This is a genomic window from Paraburkholderia sp. BCC1886 (assembly GCF_900996245.1).
Classification (GTDB): Bacteria; Pseudomonadota; Gammaproteobacteria; order Burkholderiales; family Burkholderiaceae; genus Paraburkholderia.
The window spans coordinates 213,334-238,976 of record NZ_CAAJGK010000022.1; the positions used below are offsets into that span (position 1 = coordinate 213,334).

At 63.1% G+C, this 25,643-nt stretch carries 24 protein-coding genes; 11 read left to right on the top strand and 13 right to left on the bottom strand.

Annotation, left to right across the window (positions count from 1 at the left end; translation table 11 throughout):
* Positions 1 to 82: 82 nt before the first annotated feature.
* The 5 genes from FQ746_RS35475 to FQ746_RS02595 all read right to left on the bottom strand — a co-directional run bounded on the left by FQ746_RS35475 (position 83) and on the right by FQ746_RS02595 (position 3,452).
* On the bottom strand, positions 83 to 850 hold the full coding sequence (locus FQ746_RS35475) for a hypothetical protein (RefSeq protein ID WP_186310608.1): 768 nt from the start codon (positions 848 to 850) through the stop codon (positions 83 to 85).
* Positions 847 to 1,653: a DUF2092 domain-containing protein gene (locus FQ746_RS02580; protein WP_186310609.1), complete on the bottom strand. Its 807-nt coding sequence runs from the start codon at positions 1,651 to 1,653 to the stop codon at positions 847 to 849. Before FQ746_RS02580 ends, FQ746_RS35475 begins: the two co-directional genes overlap by 4 nt.
* A 147-nt stretch (positions 1,654 to 1,800) precedes the next feature.
* Positions 1,801 to 2,211, bottom strand: a complete 411-nt coding sequence (locus FQ746_RS02585; protein WP_144107241.1) for a hypothetical protein — start codon at positions 2,209 to 2,211, stop codon at positions 1,801 to 1,803.
* Between the two features lie 28 nt (positions 2,212 to 2,239).
* Positions 2,240 to 2,848: a copper-binding protein gene (locus FQ746_RS02590; protein WP_260853855.1), complete on the bottom strand. Its 609-nt coding sequence runs from the start codon at positions 2,846 to 2,848 to the stop codon at positions 2,240 to 2,242.
* Positions 2,849 to 2,927: 79 nt separating this feature from the next.
* Positions 2,928 to 3,452, bottom strand: coding sequence for a glycine zipper domain-containing protein (locus FQ746_RS02595; RefSeq protein ID WP_144107243.1), 525 nt, complete (start codon positions 3,450 to 3,452; stop codon positions 2,928 to 2,930).
* A 414-nt stretch (positions 3,453 to 3,866) separates the two neighbouring features.
* On the opposite strand from FQ746_RS02595, the gene FQ746_RS02600 reads away from it, so the two are divergent.
* The 7 genes from FQ746_RS02600 (at position 3,867) to FQ746_RS02630 (ending at position 11,578) form a co-directional block, all read left to right on the top strand.
* Complete coding sequence (locus FQ746_RS02600) at positions 3,867 to 4,271, top strand: helix-turn-helix domain-containing protein (RefSeq protein ID WP_144107245.1); 405 nt, start codon at positions 3,867 to 3,869, stop codon at positions 4,269 to 4,271.
* A 326-nt stretch (positions 4,272 to 4,597) separates the two neighbouring features.
* Positions 4,598 to 5,515: an ABC transporter permease gene (locus FQ746_RS02605; RefSeq protein WP_144107247.1), complete on the top strand. Its 918-nt coding sequence runs from the start codon at positions 4,598 to 4,600 to the stop codon at positions 5,513 to 5,515.
* Positions 5,508 to 6,521 (top strand): ABC transporter permease, encoded by a 1,014-nt coding sequence (locus tag FQ746_RS02610; protein ID WP_222105842.1) that lies wholly within the window; start codon positions 5,508 to 5,510, stop codon positions 6,519 to 6,521. Before FQ746_RS02605 ends, FQ746_RS02610 begins: the two co-directional genes overlap by 8 nt.
* 14 nt (positions 6,522 to 6,535) lie before the next feature.
* Positions 6,536 to 7,552: an ABC transporter ATP-binding protein gene (locus FQ746_RS02615; protein ID WP_144107251.1), complete on the top strand. Its 1,017-nt coding sequence runs from the start codon at positions 6,536 to 6,538 to the stop codon at positions 7,550 to 7,552.
* Entirely contained in the window at positions 7,549 to 8,547 is a 999-nt protein-coding gene (locus FQ746_RS02620; protein WP_144107253.1) for an ABC transporter ATP-binding protein, read from the top strand. The genes FQ746_RS02615 and FQ746_RS02620 overlap by 4 nt, the downstream gene beginning before the upstream one ends.
* A gap of 21 nt (positions 8,548 to 8,568) precedes the next feature.
* Positions 8,569 to 9,969, top strand: a complete 1,401-nt coding sequence (locus tag FQ746_RS02625; protein WP_144107255.1) for an LLM class flavin-dependent oxidoreductase — start codon at positions 8,569 to 8,571, stop codon at positions 9,967 to 9,969.
* 49 nt (positions 9,970 to 10,018) lie between these two features.
* Positions 10,019 to 11,578, top strand: coding sequence for an ABC transporter substrate-binding protein (locus tag FQ746_RS02630; protein WP_144107257.1), 1,560 nt, complete (start codon positions 10,019 to 10,021; stop codon positions 11,576 to 11,578).
* A 140-nt stretch (positions 11,579 to 11,718) separates the two neighbouring features.
* Here the strand turns inward: FQ746_RS02630 and tehA are convergent, their stop codons facing one another.
* On the bottom strand, positions 11,719 to 12,741 hold the full coding sequence (gene tehA, locus FQ746_RS02635) for a dicarboxylate transporter/tellurite-resistance protein TehA (RefSeq protein WP_144107259.1): 1,023 nt from the start codon (positions 12,739 to 12,741) through the stop codon (positions 11,719 to 11,721).
* Between the two features lie 147 nt (positions 12,742 to 12,888).
* Between tehA and FQ746_RS02640 the strand changes: the two genes are divergently transcribed.
* Together FQ746_RS02640 and FQ746_RS34665 are read left to right on the top strand one after the other, a co-directional pair.
* Positions 12,889 to 13,809: an AraC family transcriptional regulator gene (locus FQ746_RS02640; RefSeq protein ID WP_144107261.1), complete on the top strand. Its 921-nt coding sequence runs from the start codon at positions 12,889 to 12,891 to the stop codon at positions 13,807 to 13,809.
* A 10-nt stretch (positions 13,810 to 13,819) separates the two neighbouring features.
* Entirely contained in the window at positions 13,820 to 13,978 is a 159-nt protein-coding gene (locus FQ746_RS34665; protein ID WP_186310610.1) for a hypothetical protein, read from the top strand.
* Between the two features lie 33 nt (positions 13,979 to 14,011).
* Here FQ746_RS34665 and FQ746_RS02650 read toward each other — a convergent pair whose 3' ends face one another.
* The 3 genes from FQ746_RS02650 to FQ746_RS02660 all read right to left on the bottom strand — a co-directional run bounded on the left by FQ746_RS02650 (position 14,012) and on the right by FQ746_RS02660 (position 18,236).
* Complete coding sequence (locus FQ746_RS02650) at positions 14,012 to 16,516, bottom strand: TonB-dependent siderophore receptor (protein ID WP_144107263.1); 2,505 nt, start codon at positions 16,514 to 16,516, stop codon at positions 14,012 to 14,014.
* A gap of 183 nt (positions 16,517 to 16,699) precedes the next feature.
* A complete protein-coding gene (locus FQ746_RS02655) occupies positions 16,700 to 17,680 on the bottom strand; it encodes a FecR domain-containing protein (protein ID WP_144107265.1) in 981 nt (326 codons plus the stop codon).
* Positions 17,681 to 17,720: 40 nt separating this feature from the next.
* Complete coding sequence (locus tag FQ746_RS02660) at positions 17,721 to 18,236, bottom strand: sigma-70 family RNA polymerase sigma factor (protein ID WP_144107267.1); 516 nt, start codon at positions 18,234 to 18,236, stop codon at positions 17,721 to 17,723.
* A 222-nt stretch (positions 18,237 to 18,458) separates the two neighbouring features.
* On the opposite strand from FQ746_RS02660, the gene FQ746_RS02665 reads away from it, so the two are divergent.
* Both FQ746_RS02665 and FQ746_RS02670 read left to right on the top strand, forming a co-directional pair.
* Positions 18,459 to 19,241 carry an aldolase gene (locus FQ746_RS02665; protein ID WP_144107269.1) on the top strand — a complete coding sequence of 261 codons (783 nt, stop codon included), beginning with the start codon at positions 18,459 to 18,461 and terminating at the stop codon, positions 19,239 to 19,241.
* A gap of 134 nt (positions 19,242 to 19,375) precedes the next feature.
* Entirely contained in the window at positions 19,376 to 20,026 is a 651-nt protein-coding gene (locus tag FQ746_RS02670; RefSeq protein WP_144107271.1) for a helix-turn-helix domain-containing protein, read from the top strand.
* Between the two features lie 37 nt (positions 20,027 to 20,063).
* Here the strand turns inward: FQ746_RS02670 and FQ746_RS02675 are convergent, their stop codons facing one another.
* From FQ746_RS02675 to FQ746_RS02690, 4 genes are all read right to left on the bottom strand, one after another.
* A complete protein-coding gene (locus FQ746_RS02675; protein ID WP_144107273.1) occupies positions 20,064 to 21,398 on the bottom strand; it encodes an MFS transporter in 1,335 nt (444 codons plus the stop codon).
* A 404-nt stretch (positions 21,399 to 21,802) separates the two neighbouring features.
* Entirely contained in the window at positions 21,803 to 23,026 is a 1,224-nt protein-coding gene (locus FQ746_RS02680; protein ID WP_144107275.1) for a dienelactone hydrolase family protein, read from the bottom strand.
* 175 nt (positions 23,027 to 23,201) lie between these two features.
* Complete coding sequence (locus tag FQ746_RS02685) at positions 23,202 to 24,248, bottom strand: porin (RefSeq protein ID WP_144107277.1); 1,047 nt, start codon at positions 24,246 to 24,248, stop codon at positions 23,202 to 23,204.
* Between the two features lie 69 nt (positions 24,249 to 24,317).
* Positions 24,318 to 25,448: a branched-chain amino acid ABC transporter substrate-binding protein gene (locus FQ746_RS02690; RefSeq protein ID WP_144107279.1), complete on the bottom strand. Its 1,131-nt coding sequence runs from the start codon at positions 25,446 to 25,448 to the stop codon at positions 24,318 to 24,320.
* Positions 25,449 to 25,643 lie beyond the last annotated feature (195 nt).

The window sequence follows — 25,643 nt, forward strand, 5'->3', positions numbered from 1 at the left end:
CTGAGCGCCCGTTGAACTCGTACTTCGACATTGGCGATAGGGACGACCTGGATCAGATCGTCCCATCGGCAGCATCGGGCCTTCACCTCGGCGGATTGACCACCACGTACTGCACGGTCGAGCCTACGTATTGAGGCTGGTACCAGTAGCCGCCACATTGCTGATACGCAATGCCGTTGACGATGATGCTGGAACAACTCGGCGGCAAGGACGCGACCGTGGCGCCGACCACCACCGCGGTGGTGACGCCGACCGCAACGCCGACTGCCACCGGGTCCACGTACCAGCCGTCGTCGTGGTGATGATGGTCGTCGTCGTGATGGCCATCGTCGTGGTGTCCATCGTCGTGGTGTCCATCGTCGTGGTGCCCGTCGTCGTGGTGTCCGTCGTCGTGGTGTCCATCGTCGTGGTGTCCATCGTCGTGGTGATCGCCGCCTCCGCCACCGCCGTGGGAATTGCCGCCACCACCGCCACCGTTGCCGCCACCACCACCACCACCGTTGTGAGAGTTCCCACCGCCACCGCCACCGCCGCCATTACCACCACCATGAGACGGCTGCCCACCACCGCCACCATGCGACGGACCGCCGCCTCCCCCCGACGGACCACCAGAATTCCCGCCGCCGCCATGCGGTGCGCCACCGAAATTCCCACCGCCACCCCCCGACGGTCCGCCGAAATTTCCCCCACCGCCATGCGGTGCACCGCCGAAATTTCCGCCGTGAAATCCCCCTCCGCCATGGACGCTCGTGCGCGCGCCGCCGCGCATGCCGAATGCAAAAGTCGTCGTCGATGTCGTCGAGAATGCGACGACCAGCGCAATGCCAGTAAGACGCGTGAGTGGTTTCATTGCGCGTCTCCTTGCTGCCCGTCGTCCGGCGATGGGTCCGGTTCGCGGAACGGGATTTCATGCGCGCCGCGACCCGGCTGGAATCTGAAAGTGGCCGCATCGAATTTCGGATTCAGCGTCCAGTGATAATTGACCGCGTGCTGCGGCCGCGACGGCTGCGTGGTATCCGTCACGACGAAGCGGCACGGCAACGGGCGCGAGCCGCTCTCGATCCAGAGCTCCCAGTCGAGCCCCGGCTGCTGGTACGCGTAGTGGTTGCACCACTTGCCGTCGACCTTGTCGAGTCCGATGAACAACGCACTGGTCAAGGTCTTGTCGTCTTCCTGCTGGCCCCAGTAAAACAGATCGACCAGCGGAATCTGCACGCCGTATTTTTCGTCGGCGTCGGTGACCACCTGCTTGATGGTGGGCGGTGCCGGGAGTCTGCTGTAGTAGCGATGGGTGTCGTCGAACAGCACGACGGAGTGGCCGTCGTAGACCATACCCTTCGGCGCGCGGCTGCCTGTTATGACAATTTTGAACCTGTCCGGCTTCCGTACGGACATCTCGGTGTGGTGCAGGAAGCCGATGGTCTGTCCGGTTGTCACGACGCCATCCGTCACGCTGTCCGCCTCGATACGGAAGCTGTTCAGACCGCGTAGATACGTCCCGAGCCGGTTCAGGGCGTCGACCGCCGGGGTTTGCATCTCCGGCTGCGCGGCGAGCGGTTCGTCGCTGCCCGACGACGGCGCCTGCGCGAATGCGGGACTCGCAACATGGGCGAGCGCGACGAGGCAGCCAAGCAGCAGCCGTTTTTTTATCATCGCTGGTCCGCCGCGGCCCGCATGGCGACTGACATCATGCCCGGTATCACACCCGGAATCGCTGCAACGAAAGATCGACAGGTTCATGAATTCTCCGAAGTGACTGACAACCAGTGACCCAGTAGACGCGCTGCGCTCAGGTAACGCTCACCGTGTCTGTCTCACGGCGTTTCTCGCTTGCCATCCGAGTCGTTCGCAATCGGCCTTCACACGTGTGGCATATTCTTTCGGGTCGCTCGAGCGAAGCGCGCGAAACTGTATCGTCTGGTCGGCTTCGGTATTCCAGCCTCGTTGCCATCGGTTCTCGAAGTCGGTGGCATCGGTGAGCCTGCTTTTCAGCTTCGACTTGTACCGCTCGATGCGGGTCGACTGCGTACCGCAAAACTCTGCCGCGAAGTGGGCGCGAGCGCCGGCGGCCTCGGCGTTTTCGTTGTCGCGGTCTTCGCCGGCGATGCCGGGCGTGGTCACGAGACCGGTCGTACAAACAATCAGCAGCATGGTCAGCGTCGTCAGCAGGGGCGTATTCCGCTTATGGCGGAAAGTGTTCATCCATGTCATGACGGCCCCTTGACGACGTGTGAGACGACTACTTCACTTCGACGCCGTCCCGCGATACCGACGCAGCCGCGGCAGCCACGAACACCGCACGGACGGAATCGCCGGTCTTCAGTTTGTCGAGCGCAATATCGGGCGTCGCGTCGAAAGTCTCCGTGCGTTCCGGTCCCCGCAACGTAATCCGGCCATGCTTGCGGTCGATCTTCTGAACGGTAGCGATCACTTCCACGCGTCGCGCGGACGCCACCACGCCGCCCGAAGCCGGCTGCGCGACCTCGGTCTCCACGCGCTCGCGAATGCCGCGGGTGGCCAGCTTGTCCGCGCTGATCAGAATCGCGTTCTTGTAGGCAATGTCGACGGTGTCGCCGACGCGCAACTTCGTCACGTCCGCGACTTCCCGATTGATTTCGATCACCGCGAGGTTCCCGCGAGGTCCACGCAGCGTGACGGTGTTGGAATCGGGCGATATACCGACGACGCTCGCCTGGATATGAAGCAGCGCCATGGCACCGACGGCCGGTGTGCCGGAGGCGACGCCGGCATCCTGCGCGCTGGCTGTCCGAACGACCGGAACGCCAGGCAGCGCCAGCGCCGCGACGATCGTTGCGCACACCGCCATGAGCCGGTTGAAACGGAGCATGTCTTTCTCCTCGGGACAAAAAGTCAGAGCCGCTATCGGGTACCGATGCGGAAAATCTTCCGAACCACGTTCAGGATGGCTATTGAACCGCGTAGCCCTTGCCCTGCATGCAGGCGCCATAGGCGCGCCAGTACAGGTTCAGCGTGGACTGCTGGCTGGCCTGCGCGTACTGCGCCTGAGCCGCATGCTGTTGCCGGCTGCGGACCCCGCCGACCATGGCGCCTGCGGTCGCACCCACGGCTGCGCCGTGACCCGCGTCGTGATGATTGACATCGCCGATGATGGCGCCCGCCGCCGCCCCGCGCGCCGCGCCCGCAACACGCGCGCCGGTGGGCGCCATCGGCGGTGGCGGCGCCTGCGCGACGACAGCGGGGTCGACGCCGGTGTTCTGTTTGGCCCAGGCATAACAGGCGCCGTCATCGGATGCCTGACGCTCCGGGCTTTGTCCGTGCGAGGGATAAATGGCGGGTTTCTGCGCGAATGCGCAAGGGGAAAGGCCGAGACAAACTACGAGTAATGCGGGACGCCAGAAATACTGGATTGCCGTGTCTGAATAAAACGCGAACGTGTTAATGCCTGCCGCAAGCCGGACGGAATTATCCATTTTTAATCCTCGTATAAATTATTAAATCGATCTTTAATAAATACGTCGGGCAGACACGAATTCATGCGGCATCTGATAACTGCCGAAGTTCGCCATTTTATTTAACTGAAACCGGCCACGATTCAATGTGGATAAGCGCGAGAGCCTGCCGGCCACGCGTTGGAAAATTCACCGAATTACGTCACGCTTAGGACGATAGATAACGTTCTTTCGGAATGCAAGGCATTTTTGGAAACGGTCTGACCAGGGCGATCCGGTGCATCATCGGCGATAACCGCCATGCCTCGATAAAACGCTGCCTAATCTGGAGGGTCCGCAAAGAGATAATTTGCATGGCGGGTAAAAATCGCCTATTTGTTCTTCACCACAATATGCATTTTCATGCGTCTTTTCGTGATGGGCGGGAGCAGGACGATGCGCAATCCGCGAGATGAACTACCGAGCGTCGCGCGCAGGATTTCGGCCGCACGCATGCTGGGCAACGGCGCGACCGTCGAGGAGGTGGCGAGCGAGTTACGGCTGTCGGTGCAGACCGTGCGCCGCTATCGATCCATTTTCGATGCCGACGGGCTGGAGGGGCTGCGCGACATGCGTCTCGGCGGCAAGGCACCCGCGCTGGACGCGCAGGCACTCGCCTGGTTGACCGCAGCGATCGAAGGATCGGCCCGCGCACATGGTTTTAGCAGCGACAGGTGGACCAATGCCCGTGTTCGCGAATTGATCGCCACGCGGTTCGGGGTTCGTCACTCCCGCGTTCATACGTGGCAAATACTGACGGACCTCGGCATCGCCGATCGTCTGTCCAAATCCGCGCTTTGAGTTCGGCACCCCGGGCAGGCGGAATCGATCCAGCGAAGACGCCGTTATTGCGACCGATATAGACGGTATCGAATCGATATGGCTGACCCAGGCATCGATAAAAGATGCTTCGACGTCGAATAGCCCAATACGACGACATCGCTTTTTCCCCGAGCGTCCTCATGCGATTTACTTAGCATGATTGGTCGTTTAGCGATGCGGCATGACGGCTTTAGACTGCGCGCTCCTTCCTGCGCTTTCTGCAATCCGGCCATCGATAGCGACGCGATGAATCCACAAACTCTTCTCTCCGTGCAACGCCTGCCGACGCGCGCAAGGCGTCGGTCATGATCGCTTACTTGCTGCGCCGCCTCGGTCAAGGCTGCGTCACGGTGTTGCTCGTCATTGCGATGATCTTCATCGTGGTGCGGGCGATCGGCGACCCCACGCATCTGATGTTGCCGCCCGAAGCGACCGAAGCGGACCGCCAGGTGTTGCGTCAACAGATGGGGCTCGACAAGCCTTTGCCGGTGCAATTGGGGCGCTTCCTCGAACAGCTGGCGCACGGCGACTTCGGCAACTCGTATCGTTTCTCGCGGCCGGCGTTGCCCGTCGTGGTCCATGCTGCGTGGCCGACCTTGCAACTGGCCATCGCGGCGATGCTGGTGGGACTGCTGACGGGCCTGCCGCTCGGTGTGCTGGGCGCGCTCAGACCCGCCGGTCTGGCGGATCAGATCGGCAACGTCTTCGGCATGATCGGGCAGGGCGTGCCGCCGTTTTTTCTTGGCCTGGTGTTCGTGCGGTTCTTTTCGCTGCAACTGCATTGGCTGCCGACCAGCGGCTACGGTGCCGCCCGGCACCTCGTGTTACCCGCGCTCGCATTGGGCTGGTACGCGGGCGCCGGCGTATTGCGGCTGACCCGTTCGAGCATGTCGACCGCGCTGCAGGGCGAGTACGTGAAATTCGCGCGGCTCAAGGGAATGCCCGAGCACGTCGTCGTGTTGAACCACGCGCTGCGCAACGCATTACTGCCGGTGCTGACGTTTCTGTCCCTGCAGTTCGGCATGCTGATGGGCGGCGCGGTGTCGGTCGAGGTGGTGTTCGGCTGGCCGGGCCTCGGTCAGCTTCTGTACGACTCCATCAACAATCTCGACTACACCGTCGTGCAGGCGGCTGTCGCATTTGCGGCCGTCGTGTTCGCGCTGACCAATCTGGCGGTCGACGTGTTGTACGCCGCGCTCGATCCAAGGATCCGTTATGGCTGATCCCATCCACGGCGCGCAACAGCCGCAGCCTGCACACCCATCGCCCCGTTCTTCGCCGCGCTTTTCGGCCGGCTTTTCGCCCACCGTTTCGCCCCGCGTTTCGCCCCGCGTTTCCCCCCATTTCGAACAGACGCCCGCCGAACCGCTGTCCGCTCTGTTGCTCGCAGCGCCTTCGTCGCGCCGACCATGGCGTATCGCCCGCATCCAGCAATGGGCGGCCGCGCTGGTGCTGCTCGTCGTCGTCGCGGCGGCGCTCGGTGCGCCGCTCTTCATCGCGACCGATCCCACCGCGATCTCGCTGTCCGACGTGCTCGGCGCGCCGTCGGCGGCGCATTGGTTCGGTACCGACCAGATCGGCCGCGACGTGCTCACGCGCACGCTCTATGGTGCGCGCGTCTCGCTCTTCGTCGCGCTGAGTACCGTGGCATTGGCCGGCTCGGTGGGCGCCGTGCTGGGACTGGCGGCAGGTTACCTGGGCGGCGCGGTCGACGCGGTCGTCATGCGGCTCGCCGACATCCAGCTCGCTTTTCCCGCAGTGATTCTCGCGATGGTGCTCGCGGGCGCGATCGGCGTGAATCTGGGCAATCTCATCGCGCTGCTCGCGCTGGCTCACTGGGCCCGCTTCGCACGCGTGCTGCGCGGCGAAACGTTGACGCTGAAGTCGCGCGAATTCGTGCTGCTCGCACGGCTCGCCGGCGTGTCGCGAATCGTCACGCTCGCGCGGCATATCGCGCCCAATGTCACGGGGATTTTCCTGGTGCTTGCCACGCTCGATATCGGCAGCGTAATCATTCTCGAATCGACACTGAGCTTTCTCGGACTCGGCATTCAACCGCCGCTCGCGTCGTGGGGCGGGATGATCGCCGACGGGCGCGGCGTGATCGACACCGCGTGGTGGATCTGCGTGTTTCCCGGTCTTGCACTGGCGTTGACGGTGCTGGCCGCGAATCTGCTGGGCGACGCGTTGCGCGAGCGCTTCGACGCGACCGTCCCCGACGCGTGGTGATAGTGGAGCGTCTCATGGACATCATTCTCGAAACCCGCAACCTGACCACCCGTATCGCGACACCAGCGGGCATCCTGACCGCCGTCGATCACGTCAATCTGAAGCTGGAACGCGGCCGCGCGCTGGCGCTGGTGGGCGAGTCCGGCTCGGGCAAAAGCATGACCTGCGCGTCGATCGTCGGGCTGCTGGCGGGCAATGCCAAAGTGGTGGAGGGCGAGGTGCGCTTCAACGACCTGACGTTGACGGACCAGACGGGCGCCGCGTTGCGCCGGATACGCGGCAAACGGATCGGCATGGTGCTGCAGGACGCCATGACTTCGCTCAACCCGCTCCTGACGATCGGCGCGCAACTCGCCGAGACGTTCCGGCATCACCGCGGGATTCGAAACCGGCGCGAGCTGCGCCGCCTGTCGATCGAAGCGCTGGAGGCGGTGGGCATTCCCGCTGCCGCCGAGCGGCTCGCCAGCTATCCGTTCCAGTTCAGCGGCGGCATGCGGCAGCGCGTGTGCATCGCCATCGCAATTGCCTGCGAGCCGGAACTGCTGCTGTGCGACGAGCCGACCACCGCGCTCGACGTGACCGTGCAGGCGCAGATTCTGCAATTGCTGCGAACGCTGCAACGGCAGCGCGGCATGACGATTCTGTTCGTCACGCACGATCTGCATCTGGCGCGCAAGTTCTGCGACGACGTTGCGGTCATGTACGCGGGACGGATCGTCGAACGCGGTCCGATCGAACAGGTCTTCGCGACCCCGGCGCATCCCTATACCGAAGGCCTGTTGCGTTCCACGCCCCGACTCGCGGCGCACACGGAGCGCCTCGCGACCCTGCAAGGCGGTGCGCAGGCAGATCGCGCCGACAGCACCGGCTGCCGTTTCGCCGCCCGTTGCGAGTATGCGCATGCTGGTTGCGCGAGTTACCCCGACTGGTTTGCATGGGACGACGGCGCACGCGCCGCCGCTTGCTGGGAGGTGCCGAACCGAATCGCGGTGCCGGCCAACGCGCGTCCGTGGCGAGGGGAAGCCGCATGAGCGAGACCGGTTTCGTCCACGCAGAGAACCTGCATCGAACCTACAGCGTGCGGCGCGGTCTGTTCGGCCGCGCGCGTGCGCTGCATGCGGTGTCGGGTGTGTCATTCGAGATTCCCAAGGGAGAAACCTTCGGCCTCGTGGGCGAATCGGGCTCGGGGAAAAGCACCATCGCGCGCATGCTGCTGGCGGCCGAACCGGCGACCAGCGGACAGGTGCGGATCGGCGACCTCGTACTCGGCAGTCTCGACGCGTCCGGCGAAAAGCGTCTGCGGCGCACGGTGCAACCGGTGCTGCAGGACCCGTATAGCGCGTTGAGTCCGCATTTACGCGTGGCGGGTATCGTTGGCGAGCCGCTTGGTGCGCACGGTTTGCGGCAAGGTGCCGAGCGCGACCCGTACATCGATTCGATACTGAACAGCGTGGGCCTCGCTTCTTCCCTGCGCCGCCGCTATCCGCGCGAACTGAGCGGCGGCCAGCGGCAGCGGGTCGCCATCGCGCGCGCCCTTGCGCTCGAACCGCAGGCGCTGGTGCTCGACGAACCTGTTTCCGCACTCGACGTCTCCGTGCAGGCGCAGATTCTGAATCTGCTGAAAGACCTACAGCGCGAGCGCGGCTTGAGCTATCTGCTGATCTCGCACGATCTCGCCGTCGTCGCCTATATGGCGAGCCGGGTCGGCGTGCTCTATCTCGGCGAGATGATGGAGCAGGGCACGCGCGACGACGTGATACGCCGCGCGCGTCACCCGTACACGCAGGCGCTGATCGCGTCGAGCGAGGCGGGCCTCGACGGCCCGGTGGCCGCGCGCGGCGAGATTCCGTCGCCGCTCGATCTGCCGCCGGGGTGTCTGTTCGAGCCGCGCTGTCCGCATGCGAGCGCGCGCTGCCGCAACGAGCGGCCCGCATTGCGCCCGCTGTCGGCGACTCACCGCATTGCCTGTCATTTCGATCTGCCCGCGGTGGATGCGGTCAGCTCCGCCGACGCTTCCCTCTCATGAACGTGAGCACGACTTCTTTCCATGGCTAAAGAGATTCGCATCAACGCTTTCGTACTCGCCGCGCCGTCGCATCTGTCGGCGGGTTTATGGCGGCATCCGCGCGATCGTTCGCTCGAGTACAACCGCCTCGCTTACTGGACCGATCTTGCGCGTATCGCCGAAAACGGCTTTTTCGACGGCATTTTTCTCGCGGACGGTATCAGCCTGTACGACGTCTACAAGGGCAGCAGCGACCCGGCATTAAGGCTCGGCGTGCAGTTTCCGCGACTCGACCCGGTGCTGCTGATCTCCGCGATGGCGCACGTCACACAGCATCTCGGCTTCGGTGTCACGAGCAGCGTGACCTACGAGCCGCCGTATCTGTTCGCGCGCCGCATGAATACGCTCGACCATCTGACGGGCGGACGGGTCGGCTGGAATATCGTCACGAGTTTCGGCGACAGCGGCACGCGTGCGCTGAAGGGCGAGACGGCGAAGCCGCACGACACCCGCTACGAAATTGCCGAGGAATACATGGAGCTGGTCTACAAGCTCTGGGAAGCGAGCTGGGAAGACGACGCCGCGCTGCGCGACCGCGCGGCGAGCGTTTTCGTCGATCCGTCGAAGGTGCATGTGATCGACCATCAGGGCGAGCATTTTCGCAGTCAGGGCATCTTTATCGGCGAGCCCTCGCCGCAACGATCGCCGGTGCTGTATCAGGCCGGTGCGTCCGGGCGCGGGCGCGAATTCGCCGCGCGTCACGCCGAATGCGTGTTCGTCGGCGGGCCGACGAAGCGGATCGTGCGCGATATCGTGAGCGACATACGCGAGCGCGCGGTGAAGTTCGGCCGTCGGCCAGAGGACATCGCGTTCTTCGCGTCGCTCGCGGTGATTCCCGCCGCGACCAGCGAAGCGGCGCACGCCAAACATCGCGACTATCTGCAATACGCGAGTCACGAAGGCACGGCTGCGTTGCTGTCGCGCTGGACCGGGATCGACTTTTCGACCTATCAACTGGACGATGTGCTCAAGCACGTGCACACCGAAGGCATGCAATCGGCGATCGCGCGCTATACCGCGGACGTGGATCGTCAATGGACCTTGCGGGAAGTGCTGGAACGCGCCGCGATAGGCGGCGGTGGCGCGCTGGCGATCGGCTCGCCCGCCGAAGTGGCCGACGAGATGCAGTCGTGGATGGAAGAAACGGGTATCGACGGTTTCAATCTGGGTTATGTACTCGCGCACGAGAGTTTCAGCGACTTCGCCGAACTCGTCGTGCCGGAATTGCAGCGGCGTGGTGTCTACAAGCGCGCCTACCGCGACGGCACGCTGCGCGAAAAGCTGTTCGGAGCGGGGCCGACCTTGCCCGACTCCCATCCCGGCGCCGATGCGGCGCGGCAACTCCGGCGCGACGCGCCGGAACCGTCCGGTTCTCACGCCTGACGCGTCATCCGCTTTATTTCTGATATTCAACGCAATACGGAGTGCATTCATGATTCACAGGCTTTTCGCCGGCCGTGCAGGGACGACCCTTGCATCGGCCGTCTTCGGTATGGCGTTGCTTGCCGGCGCGGCGCCCGCGCATGCGGTCGGCGGCAAGCCGGCGGTCGATAAAAATACCCTCGTGGTGGCGCTGTCGGCGGAACCGGGCAATCTCGATCCGCAAGTCGCGCCCAGTGTCGATTCGGCCAAGTACGCATGGAACGTGTTCGACACGCTGTATGGGTTCGACCGGACCGGCCAGCTCGTGCCGCGTCTGGCTACCGCGTACAGGATCAGCGACGACGGATTGACCTATACGTTCACGCTGCGTGCCGGCGTGAAGTTCCAGAACGGCGACGCCTTCACGTCGGCGGATGTGAAGTACTCGCTCGAACGCGTGCTGGCACCCGCAACCAGGAGCACACGTCGACCGTATTTCGTCAATACGGTGGAGTCGGTGAGTGCACCGGATGCGCACACGGTCGTGTTCAAACTCTCGCAGCGTGACGGCGCGTTTCTGAACAAGATTGCGGGCTACCTGTATATCGTTCCGCAGAAGTACACCGAGTCGCTGCCCAACCCCGAGGCTTTCGCGCTGGCGCCGATCGGCACGGGTCCTTATCGCGTCGCTTCGCACACGGTGGGGCAGTCGCTGGTGCTCACGCGTTTCGACGGTTTCTGGGGAACGAAGCCGGGCATCGAGACGATTCGCTACCGCTTCATTGCGGAGCCGTCGAGCCGCGTGAGCGCGCTGCTGAACGGCGAGGTGGATCTGTCGACGGACGTCAGCGCGTCGGATGCGGAGCGTCTACGCAGCGACAACAAGGTGGCGGTGCTGTCGGTGCCGGGCGGCAGTCCGCTGCACGTGCGCATCTATTCGAAGGACCCGTCGAGCCCGTTCAGCAAACGTGACGTGCGGCTCGCGCTGAACTATGCGATCGATCGCGACGCGATTATCAAAAGCGTGTTTCGCGGCGCGGCCGCGCCGCTCGCGTCGACCATTCCGTCGAGCTATCCATACGGCAGCAATCCCGATCTGAAACCTTACCCGTACGATCCGGCGAAGGCGCGCAAGCTGCTGGCCGATGCGGGTTATCCGAAGGGCTTCGACACCAGCGTCTACTGCGCGGCCGCCTTCCCGCGCACGCTGTGCGAAGCGGTTGCTGCCTACTGGTCGCAAATCGGTGTGCGGGCGCAGATCAAGGTGGTCGATTACGTCGCGTTCAACCGGATCAACAACGTGCATCAGAGCGGCCCGCTCGCGTTCTCCGAATTTGGCAATGCCATCTACGATCCGATTCACGTGATCGGCGGATCGGTGGCGAAGGACGGCACGTGGTCGGACTACTACAACCCGCAGGTCCAGGCGCTGATCGACAAGGTGGGCGGCGAGTCGGACCGCGGCAAGCGCGATGCGCTATTCCGCCAGATTCTCGCGCTGACGCATGACGACGGCGAAGCGGTGCTGATCGCCGAACTCAGGCTGAACTATCTGAAAGACCCGTCGCTCGACTGGCAGCCGCAGTCGGCCGGTTGGAATCTGGAGTTCCGCTCGGCGGTGTGGAAGTAGGGGGCCGCCGTGTGTCGCGAAGGCTGCGGGCCATCTACGGCCGGCGGAAGATGCCTGGGTCGGATCAGGTTGACTCAGTCTTTCTCATGAGATTCGAGAATACTCAAATCTCATGAGCAGTCTCGATACTCCACGCCAGATCAGACTTTACCCACTGCCTGCGCGCGCAGCGCCGCCGCCGGTTTTTCCGGCAGGCTCGCAATCCGTGCTGCCGCCGCCGGCAACAACTTGCCTGTCGCCAGCAACTGCAATGTCCTGGCAATCAGGATGGCGATGACGATGTTCGCCACGATGAACAAGCCAATCGCCAGCCATTGAATCGCGCCGGTCGCGCCGCGCTCGACCATCCGCATGGCCATGGTCGGAAGCGCGGCGACACCGAAGCTGAATGCCCAGTACCCTGCGTTGAACGGTTGTTGCCGTACCCAGGGCAACAGGCGGATTATCAACAGCGCCTGAAACAGCCCATAGCCGAACAGCAGCTGCGCGAACAGATCCGGCACGCCGCCGGTGAGTGCAAGATACGCGACGCCGCCGACCACCGGCGGGGCCAGTTGCACGCCGAGAGTCGGGCGCAGAGCGGGCGCCATCGGCTCGTTCACGGCGACCCGGTGCAGGATGATCGATTCGATCGCAAGCCATGACAGCAAACCGGCGCCGAACAGCCACGCCGCGAGATGAGGCCAGCCGAGGGTTGCCGCAGCCGTCGCACCCACGAATCCCGGCGCTACGGTGGGCAGATAGATGGCCGGGGTCACGAGTTCCGGCTTGCGTCCGCCTTGCCACAGCCGTCCCTGGAAGGACAGGCCGAGCATCAATTCTCCGGCGATACCGAGCACGAACAGCGCGATCGCCAACGTCCGCGAGTACGCCAGCACCGCCTGAGCCGCCAGCAACGTCGAAACCGGCAGCAGCGAGACAAACTGCGATTGCATCGGATCGGCCAATTCGGCTTGCGCCGTGCTTCGGTCCGCGATCCATTTCTGCAGGTACATGGCCACCAGAAACAGCCAGAAGGCCACGCTGACAATCGTGAACGCGGTGGCCGCGTCGGCCGGAAAGCCCCAGATGCGGACCGCGACACGCCATGCATTCGCCAATGCCAGCAGCCCGACGGCGATGCCGAAAAATCCAACCGGGATGAACCTGCGCGTGTTTTCCATGACCGATCTCCTGTGCTGGCAACCAGTGGGCCGCCCGTGCAGCTAATATCGGGCTTTCCAGTCCCGGTCGCCGCGCCAGGAGTCTCGGAAAAGCGCGCGATCGTCTCGAACTCGCGTTGAAGCCCCCTTGCCAGGAGCAGATCGACCATGCAAGCGCTCGACCAGCTGATACGCCTCGCCCGGATACAGGGGATGCTCGACTTGCGGTGTCTGTTCATCGGGCCGCTCGACGTCGACCACCCGCCCGAACCGCCGGGCACCGCGGCTTTCCACGTAATCCTGTCGGGCCAGTGCTCGTTGCGTCGCAAAGGGGGCGCCCAGGTCGATCTGGCTGCGGGCGATGTCGTCGTTTTGCCGCGAGGCGACGCGCATATGATCAGCGTCTCGGGCGAAGCCGCCGCTGCGCGAATGCCCACTACGCTGGTCAACGGTGCCGTGCCGGTGCGCAGCAACCTCGAGGGTGGCCCGCCCAGTCTCGATCTGCTCTGCGGCCGCTTCGCCTACGCGCCGCCGACACCCTTGATGGACGCGCTCCCCGACGTGATTCAGGTCAGATTCCCGGACCAGCCGCTGGAATGGATGGTCGCAACCTTGCGAAGCGAGTCGGAAGAAGCGCGGGCGGGTGCCGAGTCGATCGTCACCGCGATATCGACGGCCTTGTTCACGATGATCTTGCGGGTGTGGTTGGCGGATGCGCCCCGACTCGGCGGGATTCTGGCGTTGCTGTCGCATAAGCGTATCGGCCAGGCGATGCTCGCCATGCTCGGCGCGCCCGGGGAAGCATGGACGCTGGCAAGGCTTGCCGAACAGGCCGCGATGTCCCGCGCCAGTTTCATGCGCGTCTACGCGACGCTGGCGACCGAGCCGCCACTGCAATTGCTCGGCACGATCCGGATGCAACTGGCAGGCCGCCTCCTGACTGAGTCGTCGCGCAAGATCGGCGATATTGCGGCCGAGGTCGGCTACAACTCGGAGGCGGCCTTCTCCAAACGATTCAAGGAAGTGTTCGCGCTGTCGCCTGGACGCTACCGGCACGAGCGTGCGGCGGACGACGCGCCAGACGCGTAACGCGAGCACGGTGACGACGATCAGTCCGAGCACGATCAGTACGGCGCCCGATACGCGTTCGAGCCAGGGCAGCGCCTGTGCGAACCTGCGCAGCACGGCCTGGTTGCCGATGACGATGGCCACCAGCAGATCTCACAGCAGCACGACACTGAACATCCACGTGCCGTAGACCGTTTTCCAGGCGGCGCTCGCGCCGGCTCCGTCACCAGAGATACCTTACCGTACCGATGATCGCGCGGCGCTCGCCGAACTCGCACGAGCCTGCGCTCTGGCAGCCGGTCAGATATTCGCGATCGCCGACGTTCTGCACGTTGATGGCCAGCGACGCGCCTTTCAAACGTCCGTCGATATGGCCCAGATCGTAGCGCGCCATCAGATCGAACACGGCGTAGCTCGCGGTCTTCCACAGATTGGCGGTGTCGCCGTAAGAACCGCTGGTGTAGCGCACGCCCGCGCCGACTTCGAGCCCCGACAGCGCCGCACGGTCGAAGCTATACGTGGCCCACAGGCTCGCCTGATGCTTCGGTATCAGCGGCAACTGCTTGCCGGGTTGCGACGCCGTGTTCGACGCCAGCACGCGCGTGTCGGTGAACGAGTAACTGGCGATCAGCTTGATCTGTCGCGTAAGTGCGGCGCGCGCTTCCAGTTCGACGCCGCGCGAGCCGACTTCACCGGTCTGCACGGCATACAGAATGTTCTCGGGGTCGGGCGTCAGCACGTCTTTCTGCTTCATGTCGAAGAGCGAGACCGCGAACAACGCATCGAAACTCTTCGGCTGATACTTGATGCCGATTTCCGTCTGCTGGCCGCGTGTCGGCGTGTAGGGACGGCTGCCCGATTCCGGCGACGTCGTGCCGATCTGCGGTTCGAACGACGTCGAGTAACTGACGTAGGGCGCCACGCCGCTGTCGAACAGATACCCGAGCGCGGCGCGTCCGGTGAACGCATTGTCGTTCGCGTAGCTGGTCAGGTTGGTGCGCCGGTTGTTCAGCGACGCGCGCGACCAGTCGTTGCGCCCGCTCAGCGTCAGAATCCAGCGGTCGAGCTTCACCTGATCCTGCAGATACACGCCGTACTGGTTCAACGTCTGCAGGTTGTTCGCGGTGTAGGTGATAGCCGGCGTCACGCCGGTGTTGACCGGATTGAAAATGTCGATCGAACTCGTCGCGACCGTGCCGGTGTAGTTGTCGATGGTTTCGCGGCGGAAGTCGAAGCCCGCGAGGATCGTGTGCTCCAGTCCGAACGTCCTGAACTTGCCCTGCACCTGGTTATCGACCGTGAACTCGTCCATGCTGCGGTTGATGTCCGTCGTGCGCCGCAGCAGCGTGCGGTAATCGCTCGGCAGGCCGGTCGCCGGATCGGTGACGAAGCCGTTGCCCCACGTCGAATAGTTGTGGGTTTTGACATGCGCATAGCGCACGGCCTGCTTGACCTTCCAGTCGTCGTTGAACGCGTGATCCGCTTCGTAACCGACCGCATAATATTCACGGTTCAACGCGTCGCGGCCGGCGTCGCCGAGATTCAGATTCGAATGAATCTGCCCGAGCGGATTGGCGTAAAGGGTGCCGTACGCGGGATAGTATTGCGTCGCGATGCCGGCGTCGTCCTTCTGATACTGCGCGAGCAGTGTGAACGAGGTGTCGGCGCTCGGGTGGAACGTCAGGCTCGGGGCAAGGTAGGTGCGGTTGTCGTCGGCGCCGTCCACTTGCGTGCCGCTATCGCGTCGCAGTGCGACGAAACGGTACAGCAACTTGCCGTCAGGATCGACCGGCCCGCTGAAATCGAATGCGCCCTGCACGCGATCGTGGCTGCCGCCGTCCAGTTGCACTTCATGACGCGCGTCTTCGGTGGGCCGCTTGCTCGTCATGCTGATAATGCCGCCGGGCGGATTCTGGCCGAACAGCACCGACGACGGTCCGCGCACGACTTCCACGCGTTCGAGGCCGAAGGGTTCGGATTGCGTGCCCTGGCCGCCGAGACCATACGGCAGCATCAGGCCGTCCAGGTAGAAGTTCGGCATGAAGCCGCGCACGCGCACATAGTCGCGGTCGGTCGTGACGCCGAACGTATCGCCGCGCACGCCGGGCGAATAGCGCAGCGTCGCACCGACACTTTGCGCCGCCTGATCCGCGATCTGGCCGGCGGTCACGACCGAGATCGATTGCGGCGTTTCGAGCAGCGGCGTGTCGGTCTTGGTGCCCGCCGCGCTGCGCAGCGCCACATAGCCGTCCGTCTCCGTCCACGCTGTTTCGACGTGGCCTTTGACGTGAACTGGCTTGAGCATCGTCGGATCCGTACTGGCGGGCGGCGTGGGCAGCCGGTACAGCTTGTAGGCGCCGCCCTCGACCAGCGTGGCGGCGACGCCCGAACCCCGCAGCAACGTATCGAGACCTTCCGACGGCGCATACGAGCCGTGCAGTCCCGCGCTTTGCACGCCATGAGTCAGCGCGGGATCGGTGCCGATCATCAAGCCCGAGTGGCGGCCGAACGCGATCAACGCGTCGTCCAGGTTGCCGGCGGGAATGTCGTAGCGGCGCACGTCGTCGCGGCGCACGTCGTCGCCGGCATGGGGCGATTGCGCGTGCGCATCGGTCGCGCTCAGCACGGGTGCCGCACTGGCGAAGGTCATGGCAATCGCCAGCGCGAAAAGATTCGGTGCACGACGGAAAGCGCGGCGCGTGGTGGCGCGTGAATGAACTGAAACCATGAAAAGGCCTTGAATCGATCGTTAGATGGACGACGTTGCCGTGCGCCTCGGCATCGTCTTATGAGGTCTAACGCGCGAAATGCGAAACAGTGCCGGATTTTTTTCGGTGGGTTGGGTAGGTGGGTGTCGTCGATGGACGAGTCAGGGCGTCGGCAGAAAAATGCAACCGCGGCGGTAACGCAATCAACGTTGCGTGACGGTGACCCAATAGCGGGTCCGGCTTTGAACGCTGACAGGCAGGATGTTCTCCAGTAACCGGAGCGCCTTGTCGGTGTCCTGCACGGAGAAGATGCCCGTCACGCGAAGCGCGCCGACCGTCGGATCGCAACGCAGGATGCCGCGCCGGTAGCGGGCCAGTTCCGCGATCAGGTCCGCTAGCCGCATGTTGCGGGCAACCAGCAGCCCGTCGAGCCATGCCGTCGTGCTCGTATCGAGCGCAGTCGGCTCGACGTATTCGCTACGGTTGAACGACGCGGTCTGTCCGTGAGTCAGCGTCAGTACGCGGCCGGCCGCATTGTCCGGGCGGATTTCCACCGCGCCTTCGAGCACGCCGACTTGTGTGTCGCCCCCGGTTTCATCCGGCTGACGGACGACGAAGCGCGTGCCGATCGGCGTGATGACGCCATTGCGGGTGGCGACATGCAGCGGACGTCCGGCCGGGTCGTGCCCGCTCACCACGAGGATTTCGCCGCTATACAGCGTGATGCGGCGCTGCTGCGCGTCGAAGCGCACGTCGGCGGCCGTGTTGGTGTTCAGCGTCAGTCGCGTGTTGTCCGCGAGCACGAACTCGCGGCGCTCGCCCGCGGCGGTGCGATAGCCGGCCGTCCAGCCACGCCACGGCGCGACGTCGACGAGGCTCCAGCCCACCACGCCCGCACCCGGGATGGCAAGCAGACGGGCGATAGTGCGGCGGCGTTTCTGCTGCCGGGTCGCGACCCGCTCGACAATCGGGCGAACCGTGTTCGGGGCGAGTTGGGCGACGTTGTCGTCGAGGCCTTGCATCATGTCGGCCATGCGCCGCCATGCTTCTTCATGCAGCGGACTGCTCGCGCGCCAGCGTTCGAACGCAGCCCGGTGCCGCGCGGAAGGCGCCGTCTGAAGCTTGACGACCCAGTCGGCCGCCTGCGCGACGATCGTCGCGTCGATACGCGTCGTGGCGTTCATCGGGTAGAACGTTCAGCCGATGTCGCGGCGGAGAAAGCGGTCATTCGTACACGGCCGCATAGCACTGCTGCAAGGCCTTCGACATCGCCTTCTTGACGACGTCGAGCGACAGGCCGAGTTGTTCGGCAACCTGCGGATAGCTGAGCCCGTCGAACTGGGCGAGCAGAAAAACCGTGCGGGTCCGCGGCGTCATCGCTTCCACCAGACGGCACAGCCGCTCCAGTGTCTCCAGAATCAGCGCGCGGGATTCGGGCGACGGGGCGACCGCTTCCGGCTGACTGCCCAGCACGTCCAGATACGCCTGCTCGACCTGCACGTGACGGAAATGACTCACCATCAGGTTCTTTGCAATCGTCGTCAAATAGGCGCGCGGTTGCTGCAGGGCCGCGGCCGGATCGCTCCGGAGCAGCCGCTCGAAGGCGTCGTGCGCGAGATCCGCCGCGTTGTCCCGGTCACCGAGACGGCGCTGCAGAAAGCCGACGAGCCAGCGGTGATGCTCCCGATACAACGAGCCGACCGTGTCTGCCTGATGCGTGAGTGCGAATGAGTTGGCCACTGAAACGAATAAACGAATGAAGGCGGAACGAGGCGTTAGCCGGGCGCGTTAATGAGAATCAATCGCATTCTAATGGAAGATTGCTTACTGTGTGTTAACTTCGTCGGCTTTGTAGGCCAGGTCGGCTCCCATGCGGGGAAACCATCGCTTTACATCGTCTTATTGATCTCCTAAAGTAGAGCACATTCTACTTTTAGTGGATTTTTACCGAGGATCGATGTCATGGCAGAAACGCTGGAAATGTCCAAGAAAGAGCTCATCGCACTCGCCGAGCGCAGGCTCGATGCCGATGTGCGCGAAGGCAGCTGGAGTGTGACCGACAAGCTGGCGCTGACCTGCCGGATCCTGTTCGACGGCGGTCACGATTCCGGTCTTGCTGGCCAGATCACCTCGCGCGCCCACGCGGGCACGTTCTACACGCAGCGGCTGGGTCTCGGCTTCGACGAGATTGCGCCGTCGAATCTGCTCGAGGTCGACGAAGACCTGCAAGTGGTGGCGGGCGAGGGCATTCCCAATCCTGCCAACCGCTTTCATACGTGGATCTACCGGGCACGGCCCGAGATCAACTGCATTATTCACACGCATCCGCCGTATATCTCGGCACTGTCGATGCTCGAAGTGCCGCTGGCGGTGTCCCATATGGACACCAGCCCGCTATTCGAAGACTGCGCGTTCCTCGAAAAATGGCCGGGTGTCCCGGTCGGCAACGAAGAAGGCGAGATCATTTCTGGCGCGCTAGGAGATAAGCGCGCCATTCTGCTGGCACATCATGGCCAGCTGGTCGTCGGCAAAACCATCGAGGAGGCCTGCATGCTGGCGCTGTTGATGGAGCGCGCGGCACGTCTTCAATTGCTGGCCATGGCGGCCGGTACCATCAAGCCTTTGCCGCAGGCCCTCGCGGTCGAAGCGCACGACTGGGTATCCACCGCGAAACGCGACACGGTGACCTTTGCGTACTACGCGCGCCGCGCGCTGCGCAGTCACCCGGACTGCCTGACTGGATGACAGCGACTGGATGACATCGAGATGCGCCCGCTCTGATTCGGTGCCGCGCCCGCCCAAACCTATAAAATCACGGAATTCAAACGAACGCGAATTCGACAGTGATAAAAGACAAAACCGGCGCGCGGCAGGTTTCCATGGCTTCACGCAAGACGGCGCACGACCCGGCCGTCGCTTCCGATGCCGACGCGGCGCTCGCTTCATCCGGCGCGAATGCCGCGGCATCGCCTACGCATGCCGCGCTCGGCGATGAATTGCGCCGCCAACGCAAGCTCAAGAATCTGTCTCTCGACGACCTCGCCAACGCGTCGGGCGTCAGTCGCGCAATGATCTCGAAGATCGAACGCGCGCAGTCTTCGCCCTCCACGTCGATCCTCTCCAAACTCGTCGATGCACTCGATACCACGGTCGCCCGTTTGCTCGGCCAGGAAGTGCGGCAGCACGACGTCGTCGTGATCCGGCACGAACAGCAGACGGTGCTCGTCGATCCCGACTCGGGTTTCTCGCGTCGCGTGCTGTCGCCTATCTTGCCGGGACGCGGCCTCGACTTCGTCATGACGGAATTGCCCGCGAAAGCCGAAACGGGCCCGCTCGCTGCGCATACACTGCCGGTGGAGGAGTACGTGTATGTGTTGTCGGGCGTGCTGACCGTGACGATCGGCGAGACGCGCACCGTGCTCAATGCGCTGGACTCGATCTACTATCGCGCCGACGCGCCCCATCGGTTCGAGAACCAGGGGCGCAGCGCCTGCAAATATCTGATCATCATCAATCCAGTTCGCGGTTAGAGCGCGAACTGGAGCGGCCCGCTCCGGTTTGGCCCGCTCACGAACGCAGCGGTTCGTGCGCGGTTTCCGGCGCGCGCCAGGCAGCCAGCAACGTGATGGCGGCGGTGACGATCAGCAGGACGGATACCGGCCAGGTTGCGCCGTTTGCCGAGTTCATCAGCAGGGTCGCGACCAGTGGCGTCAGGCCGCCCGAGATCGCGCCGCCCACCTGAAAGCCGAGCGATGCGCCGCTGTAACGCAGCCGGGTGGGGAACAGTTCCGAGACCCACGCCGCTTCCGGTCCGAACATGATGCCTTGCCCGAGGCTCACCGCGATGGCGATGGTCAGTGCGATGGTGGTGGGGTCGCGCGAATCGAGTAATGAGAACAGCGGGAATGCGAACACGATCGAGAACAGGCACCCGGCGAAGAACATGGTGCGCCGCCCGTAGAGATCGGACAGCCAGCCGAACAGCGGAATGGTCAGCAGTTCAAGCGCTGCGGCCCACAACAGGCCGTTGAGAATCACGCTCTTCGGCAAGCCGAGGTGAATCGTCACGTAGCTGATGGTCACGATGGTCGCCACGCTGACCCACGCGATTTCCGAAATTTTCAAGCCGACCGCCAGCAAAAACATGCGGCGATGATGCGTGAGAATGTCGAAGAACGGCACCTTGGCGAGTGTCTCGGGTTGCGCGACGCGTTCGAACGCGGGACTCTCCGCGACACGCAGGCGGATCAATATGCCGGCTACCGCGAACAGGATGCTGATCAGAAACGGCAAGCGCCAGCCCCAGCTCAGGAAGTCCGCTTGCGGCAACCACGCCATCATCGAAAACACACCGGTGGAGACGATCACGCCGATCGGATAGCCAAGCTGGACAAGACTGCCGAACAGCCCGCGCCGGTTCGCCGGCGCATGTTCGACGGCCATCAGGATCGAGCCGCCCCATTCGCCGCCAATCCCGAGACCTTGTGTGAAGCGCAACACGATCAGCAGCGCGGGTGCCCATAATCCGATCTGCGCATAAGTCGGCAGGCAGCCGATCAGAAACGTGCCGACGCCCATGATGGCGAGCGTCAACGACAGCATCGCCTTGCGTCCGAGCCGGTCGCCGAAATGGCCGAACACGATGCCGCCCAGCGGCCGCGCGACATAGCCGACGGCATAGGTGCCGAATGCGGCGATGGTGCCGACCAGCGGATTCGCGGTGGGAAAGAACAGCTTGTTGAAGACGAGTGCAGACGCGATCGCATACACCACGAAGTCGTACCACTCGAAGATCGATCCGATCACGCTCGCGACGAGTACTCGCCGCCGTTCATGCTGCAGATGCGCGGACGTTGCCGATTCCGTGCCGGAGACCGGCGTGTCGGCCGTAACTTCACTCATGGTGGTTCCTTGTGACGATGGTAGAGAGGATTCTCTTAAAGTAGAGCAACCTCCATGCCATTTGTCACGGGCGCGGGCGTCGTCGGAGCGCACCGAGCCCGCGTCGAAAGCAACGGGAACGGCGTGAATAAAGGGGTGGCGGAGTATTCGGGTACGCGCGACCACACGCAATTTCGAATAGGGAAGGGTTTCGCGAAACGGTCGGACCGTCGCGAGGGTGGCGTCAGCCGACAGGTCGGTGACGCGTTCTTGTGCAGCGATGCACCGGCAAGTTTCATCGCACCACGGAGTGACATCGTGGGTGCGATTTTTTCTACTATCGTGGAGCGGTGGAAAAGCTGCCGGTGCTTTCGGGACCGCCATCGCCGCTGTATCGCGCAACGGCTGGCCGCATCCTGCCTGACTTATTGCGCGGGCTCGCTTTGCTTCCAGCGAGCCATCAACGTGTTCGACGGCCGCGTTTCGTCGAGCAGTTTCTTCGCGGCTTCGGCGCCGCTTACCGGCAGACCGGCCGGATCGAGCAAGCCGATCTGCACCAGCACACTCGCCTGATCCCAGTAGATGTGCTCGTTATATAGCTTCGGCCCACGGAAGCCGACCACGACGAGCATCGGCACCTCGACGTATTTTCCGGTCGGTTCGACGCAGGGTAGCAGCCAGTCGATTTCCCGATCGTGCGTGAAGCACAGCACGAACTCGTCGACCATCCGGTCCACGCCGACCACGCGCGAAATCGGGACCATTTTCGTATCGGCCGGATTGTTGTGGATGAAATGGTGTGTGTAGAAACGCTTGAGTTCGGTATAACCGGTGCCGCCAGTCATGGTCGGCACGTGGTTCACGTAGGGTTGCGGCACCATGGTCAGCATGGTCGCCTCCGGATCGCGCGCGGCAAACTCCAGATAGAAGTGATGGTCGGCCAGCGCGCTCAGGTCGTATTGCGGACCCATTGCCTGACGGAAAATAGCGAGGCTGCGGGTATGCGCCGGCAATGCTGCGGTTTTCACGAAAGTCGGTCCGCTGCGGTTGAACGCATGGCCTGCATCGGGGTACGTGTAGAGCTTCACGTTCGTTTTTCCGGCGAGCGCGCTCTGGATGGTCTGGACCACTTCCGGCGGATTGAGCGGATCGGTTTCGCCGAAATGAAGCGCGACGGGGCAGGTGATCCGGTCGACGTCGAGCGCATCCTGAATGCCCACGCCGTAGTAGCCGACCGCGCAATCTACGCCACATTGCGCCGCGGCCAGCCACGCGAGCTTGCCGCCGAGACAGAAGCCCAGCGCGCCGACCTGGCCGTTCGATTCGGGCATTGCACGGGCATGCTGAACGGTCGCACGAATATCGTCGAGTGCCCGGGCAATATCGAAGCGCTGGTAATAGTCGTAGGCCTTCGCATGATCCGCTTCGGTGTAGCCAAGTTCGATATGCGGCGCGAACTGATGAAACAGGTCGGGCACGAGCACGACATAGCCTTCGCTCGCGTACAGGTCCGCCACCTCACGCATCTCGGCGTTCACGCCGAAGATCTCCTGCAGCAGAACGATGGCGGGTCCGTTGCCGGCTTCGGGCAGGGCGACGTAGGCATCGAACTGCGCGCCTTCCGATGTAATGCTGACTTGCCTGGACATGGGGGCTCTCAATCAAAAGTGTTGAAGGTGCCTTAGTGTAGGCGAAGCCATGGCGTCGTCCGAGCCGGTTGAATCGTTCTCGTGGCGGCGCCCAACCTGAGTCTGGAGTCGGGCACGGGAAAAGGCCCTGCTCAAGGGCCTTCTTCCAGCCTGCGCAAATATTCGGCTTCGCGTGTCAGAACTTGTGGCGGATACCAACCCGGACGCCCGTCTGGACATCGGTGCTCGAGGAATCGCCATAGGCGGCCTGCACTTGCGCGCCATACGCATGGTCGTGAGCCAGTGCCCCAACGAGATAAACGTCGGTGCGCTTCGAGAGGAAGTAGTCCGCGCTCAGCGTGATCTGGTTGGCACTGCCCAGGTCGTTGTTCCTGTGCTGAAACTGATAGCCGCCGGCCAGAGAAACGTCCGGCACGATCTGGTAGGCCAAGCCACCTTCGTAAGTCGTTGCCCGTGGCTTCGTCCCGCCGCTCAACTGGACGTCCGTAACGAGTGCGAAGAGGCGTGCCTTCCCGACCATATACGCTGCGCCGCCGGCATATTCCGTGGAATTGGATGAAGGGGTTGCATTGTGAATCGACATATAGGCGATCGAGCCGCTGAACGGGCCCTGGTCGTAGCTCAGCATGAAATTGGTCGAACTGTCCGTGCCGACCGATCCTGCCACGTTGCCGAAACCATACATGGCGCCGATATGAAAACCACCGATAGATGGCGAATAGTATTTGACGGAATTGTTGACTTCATCGCCCCAGATACGGTTGTCCAATACATATCCGCCGGCCGCGTTAGCGGGCAGACTCCACGCGAGCAAGCCGGCGGGTGTATTCGCGCCGATCGCATAAGCCGGCAGGAAATCGCCGATAAAGTCGTACTGGCGACCTAGCGTTACCGTACCCCAGTTGCTGCTGATGCCGACAAACGCCTGGCGGCCAAACAACAGGCCACCCTGGCCCAACTGACCGTTACTCAGCACGAAGCCGTTTTCGAGTTGGAAGATGGCCTTGAGACCGGAACCCAGATCCTCGGACCCTTTCAATCCCCAGCGGTCACCTTGCGAAGAGCCCGAAATGAACTGGACAGCCGACCCATGACCCGTCGATGCCGCCACGTTATTCGTATACGTCACGCCAGCATCCATCAAACCATAGAGCGTCACCGAGGATTGGGCAAAGGCAGAGCCACTACACAGTAAGGCGCCTGCGAGAATTCTGTTTTTCATATAGTCATCCGAAATAGTCTGAAAACAGGTTTTGGGAATGATGTCGTTTTATTCTCGAGATGGCTTGGGTTACTTCAGCGCCACGGTGCTCATCGGGCTGAACTTGCCGTCTTTAACGGAATACAGCGTCACATTGGCGGCGCGCAGATCGCCTTTGCTGTCGAACGCAATCCTTCCTGTCACGCCTTCGAAATCCACTTTTTTCATCGCAGGCAGGTATTCGGCTGGAACCGTGGAATCGGCAAGTTTCATCGCATTGATGAGTGCCCATGTCGCGTCGTACGCATAAGGTGCATACAGCACGACAGGACCGTACTTCTCGAACTTTTCCTCGAAGGTCTTGCCTTGCGGCATGCTGCCGAGCGGTTGCCCGGACTCGGCCGAAACCGTTCCTTCCGCGGCCGCCGAACCGGCCAGTTCAACGAATTTGTCGGTTTCGATGGCGGAGCCGACCAGCGGCATTCTCATCGCCAGAGCACTCATCTGCTTGCGAAGCGGTCCGGCCTGAGCGTCGACGCCCCCGTAGAAGATCGCCTGCGCGTCTTTCGATTTGATGGCCGTCAGAATGCCGCGGAAGTCGATGGTCTTGTCCGACACGAATTCGCGGTCGACGACTTCGACACCGGCCGCTTTCAGTTCGCTTGCCACGACGTCGGCGAGACCTTGCCCATAAGAAGTTCGATCGTCGACGATGGCGACGCGCCTGAAGCCTTTCGTTCTGGCCAGGTACTGCGCGACGACGCGCCCCACGTAACTGTCGTCCCCGATAACCCGGAATGCCGTCGCAAAACCCTGACGCGTCAGAACCGGATTGGTCGCCGAAGGGGAGACTTGCGGAATGCCGGCGCTCGCATAGGTCTTGGATGCCGGAATGGTCGCGCCGGAGTTCAGATGGCCGACCATACCGTTCACTTTGGCGTCGACGAGCTTTTGCGCAACGGCGACCGCTGTTTTCGGGTCGGCCGCATCGTCTTCGGAGTCGATCTGGAAATGGACCGGTTCGCCCTTGATGGTGATGTGGTTGGCATTCGCTTCATCGATAGCAAGCCGTACGCCGTTTTCCGCATCTTTGCCGATGTGCGCCACCTGTCCCGTCAGCGGACCGCTGTAGCCGATCGTCACGGTCTGATCCGCGTGTGCGTTTGCCGTGATGGCGGCCGCGCAGGCCAGGCCGATCGCGGTCTTCTTCGTCGTATGCATGTGTTGATCCCATGGCTGAAATTTGCTTCGCGATGGCGATCTGCCTTGTCGCAGATTCGCGGTCCGGACGATTTAATGTACAGGACTGTACTTAAGATAAATGGATCAAAAATGCTCTGCAAGGTTTTCTGCTGGAATCGCCCTCATGGTTTACGCTTCTTCCAGCACGTTGCTGTCGGGCATCGCTGCAGACGG

Excerpts from the sequence above, each read along its gene's own strand:
- FQ746_RS02615 (WP_144107251.1), top strand. The coding sequence starts at position 6,536 with ATGGACATCATTCTCGAAACCCGCAACCTGACCACCCGTATCGCGACA.
- FQ746_RS02655 (WP_144107265.1), bottom strand. The coding sequence starts at position 17,680 with ATGAACGCCACGACGCGTATCGACGCGACGATCGTCGCGCAGGCGGCC.
- FQ746_RS02685 (WP_144107277.1), bottom strand. The coding sequence starts at position 24,248 with ATGAAAAACAGAATTCTCGCAGGCGCCTTACTGTGTAGTGGCTCTGCC.
- FQ746_RS02680 (WP_144107275.1), bottom strand. The coding sequence starts at position 23,026 with ATGTCCAGGCAAGTCAGCATTACATCGGAAGGCGCGCAGTTCGATGCC.
- FQ746_RS02595 (WP_144107243.1), bottom strand. The coding sequence starts at position 3,452 with ATGGATAATTCCGTCCGGCTTGCGGCAGGCATTAACACGTTCGCGTTT.
- FQ746_RS02630 (WP_144107257.1), top strand. The coding sequence starts at position 10,019 with ATGATTCACAGGCTTTTCGCCGGCCGTGCAGGGACGACCCTTGCATCG.
- FQ746_RS02665 (WP_144107269.1), top strand. The coding sequence starts at position 18,459 with ATGGCAGAAACGCTGGAAATGTCCAAGAAAGAGCTCATCGCACTCGCC.
- FQ746_RS02690 (WP_144107279.1), bottom strand. The coding sequence starts at position 25,448 with ATGCATACGACGAAGAAGACCGCGATCGGCCTGGCCTGCGCGGCCGCC.
- FQ746_RS02620 (WP_144107253.1), top strand. The coding sequence starts at position 7,549 with ATGAGCGAGACCGGTTTCGTCCACGCAGAGAACCTGCATCGAACCTAC.
- FQ746_RS02600 (WP_144107245.1), top strand. The coding sequence starts at position 3,867 with ATGCGCAATCCGCGAGATGAACTACCGAGCGTCGCGCGCAGGATTTCG.
- FQ746_RS35475 (WP_186310608.1), bottom strand. The coding sequence starts at position 850 with ATGAAACCACTCACGCGTCTTACTGGCATTGCGCTGGTCGTCGCATTC.
- FQ746_RS02670 (WP_144107271.1), top strand. The coding sequence starts at position 19,376 with ATGGCTTCACGCAAGACGGCGCACGACCCGGCCGTCGCTTCCGATGCC.
- tehA (WP_144107259.1), bottom strand. The coding sequence starts at position 12,741 with ATGGAAAACACGCGCAGGTTCATCCCGGTTGGATTTTTCGGCATCGCC.
- FQ746_RS02650 (WP_144107263.1), bottom strand. The coding sequence starts at position 16,516 with ATGGTTTCAGTTCATTCACGCGCCACCACGCGCCGCGCTTTCCGTCGT.
- FQ746_RS02605 (WP_144107247.1), top strand. The coding sequence starts at position 4,598 with ATGATCGCTTACTTGCTGCGCCGCCTCGGTCAAGGCTGCGTCACGGTG.
- FQ746_RS02610 (WP_222105842.1), top strand. The coding sequence starts at position 5,508 with ATGGCTGATCCCATCCACGGCGCGCAACAGCCGCAGCCTGCACACCCA.
- FQ746_RS02580 (WP_186310609.1), bottom strand. The coding sequence starts at position 1,653 with ATGATAAAAAAACGGCTGCTGCTTGGCTGCCTCGTCGCGCTCGCCCAT.
- FQ746_RS02640 (WP_144107261.1), top strand. The coding sequence starts at position 12,889 with ATGCAAGCGCTCGACCAGCTGATACGCCTCGCCCGGATACAGGGGATG.
- FQ746_RS02585 (WP_144107241.1), bottom strand. The coding sequence starts at position 2,211 with ATGACATGGATGAACACTTTCCGCCATAAGCGGAATACGCCCCTGCTG.
- FQ746_RS02675 (WP_144107273.1), bottom strand. The coding sequence starts at position 21,398 with ATGAGTGAAGTTACGGCCGACACGCCGGTCTCCGGCACGGAATCGGCA.
- FQ746_RS02625 (WP_144107255.1), top strand. The coding sequence starts at position 8,569 with ATGGCTAAAGAGATTCGCATCAACGCTTTCGTACTCGCCGCGCCGTCG.
- FQ746_RS02590 (WP_260853855.1), bottom strand. The coding sequence starts at position 2,848 with ATGCTCCGTTTCAACCGGCTCATGGCGGTGTGCGCAACGATCGTCGCG.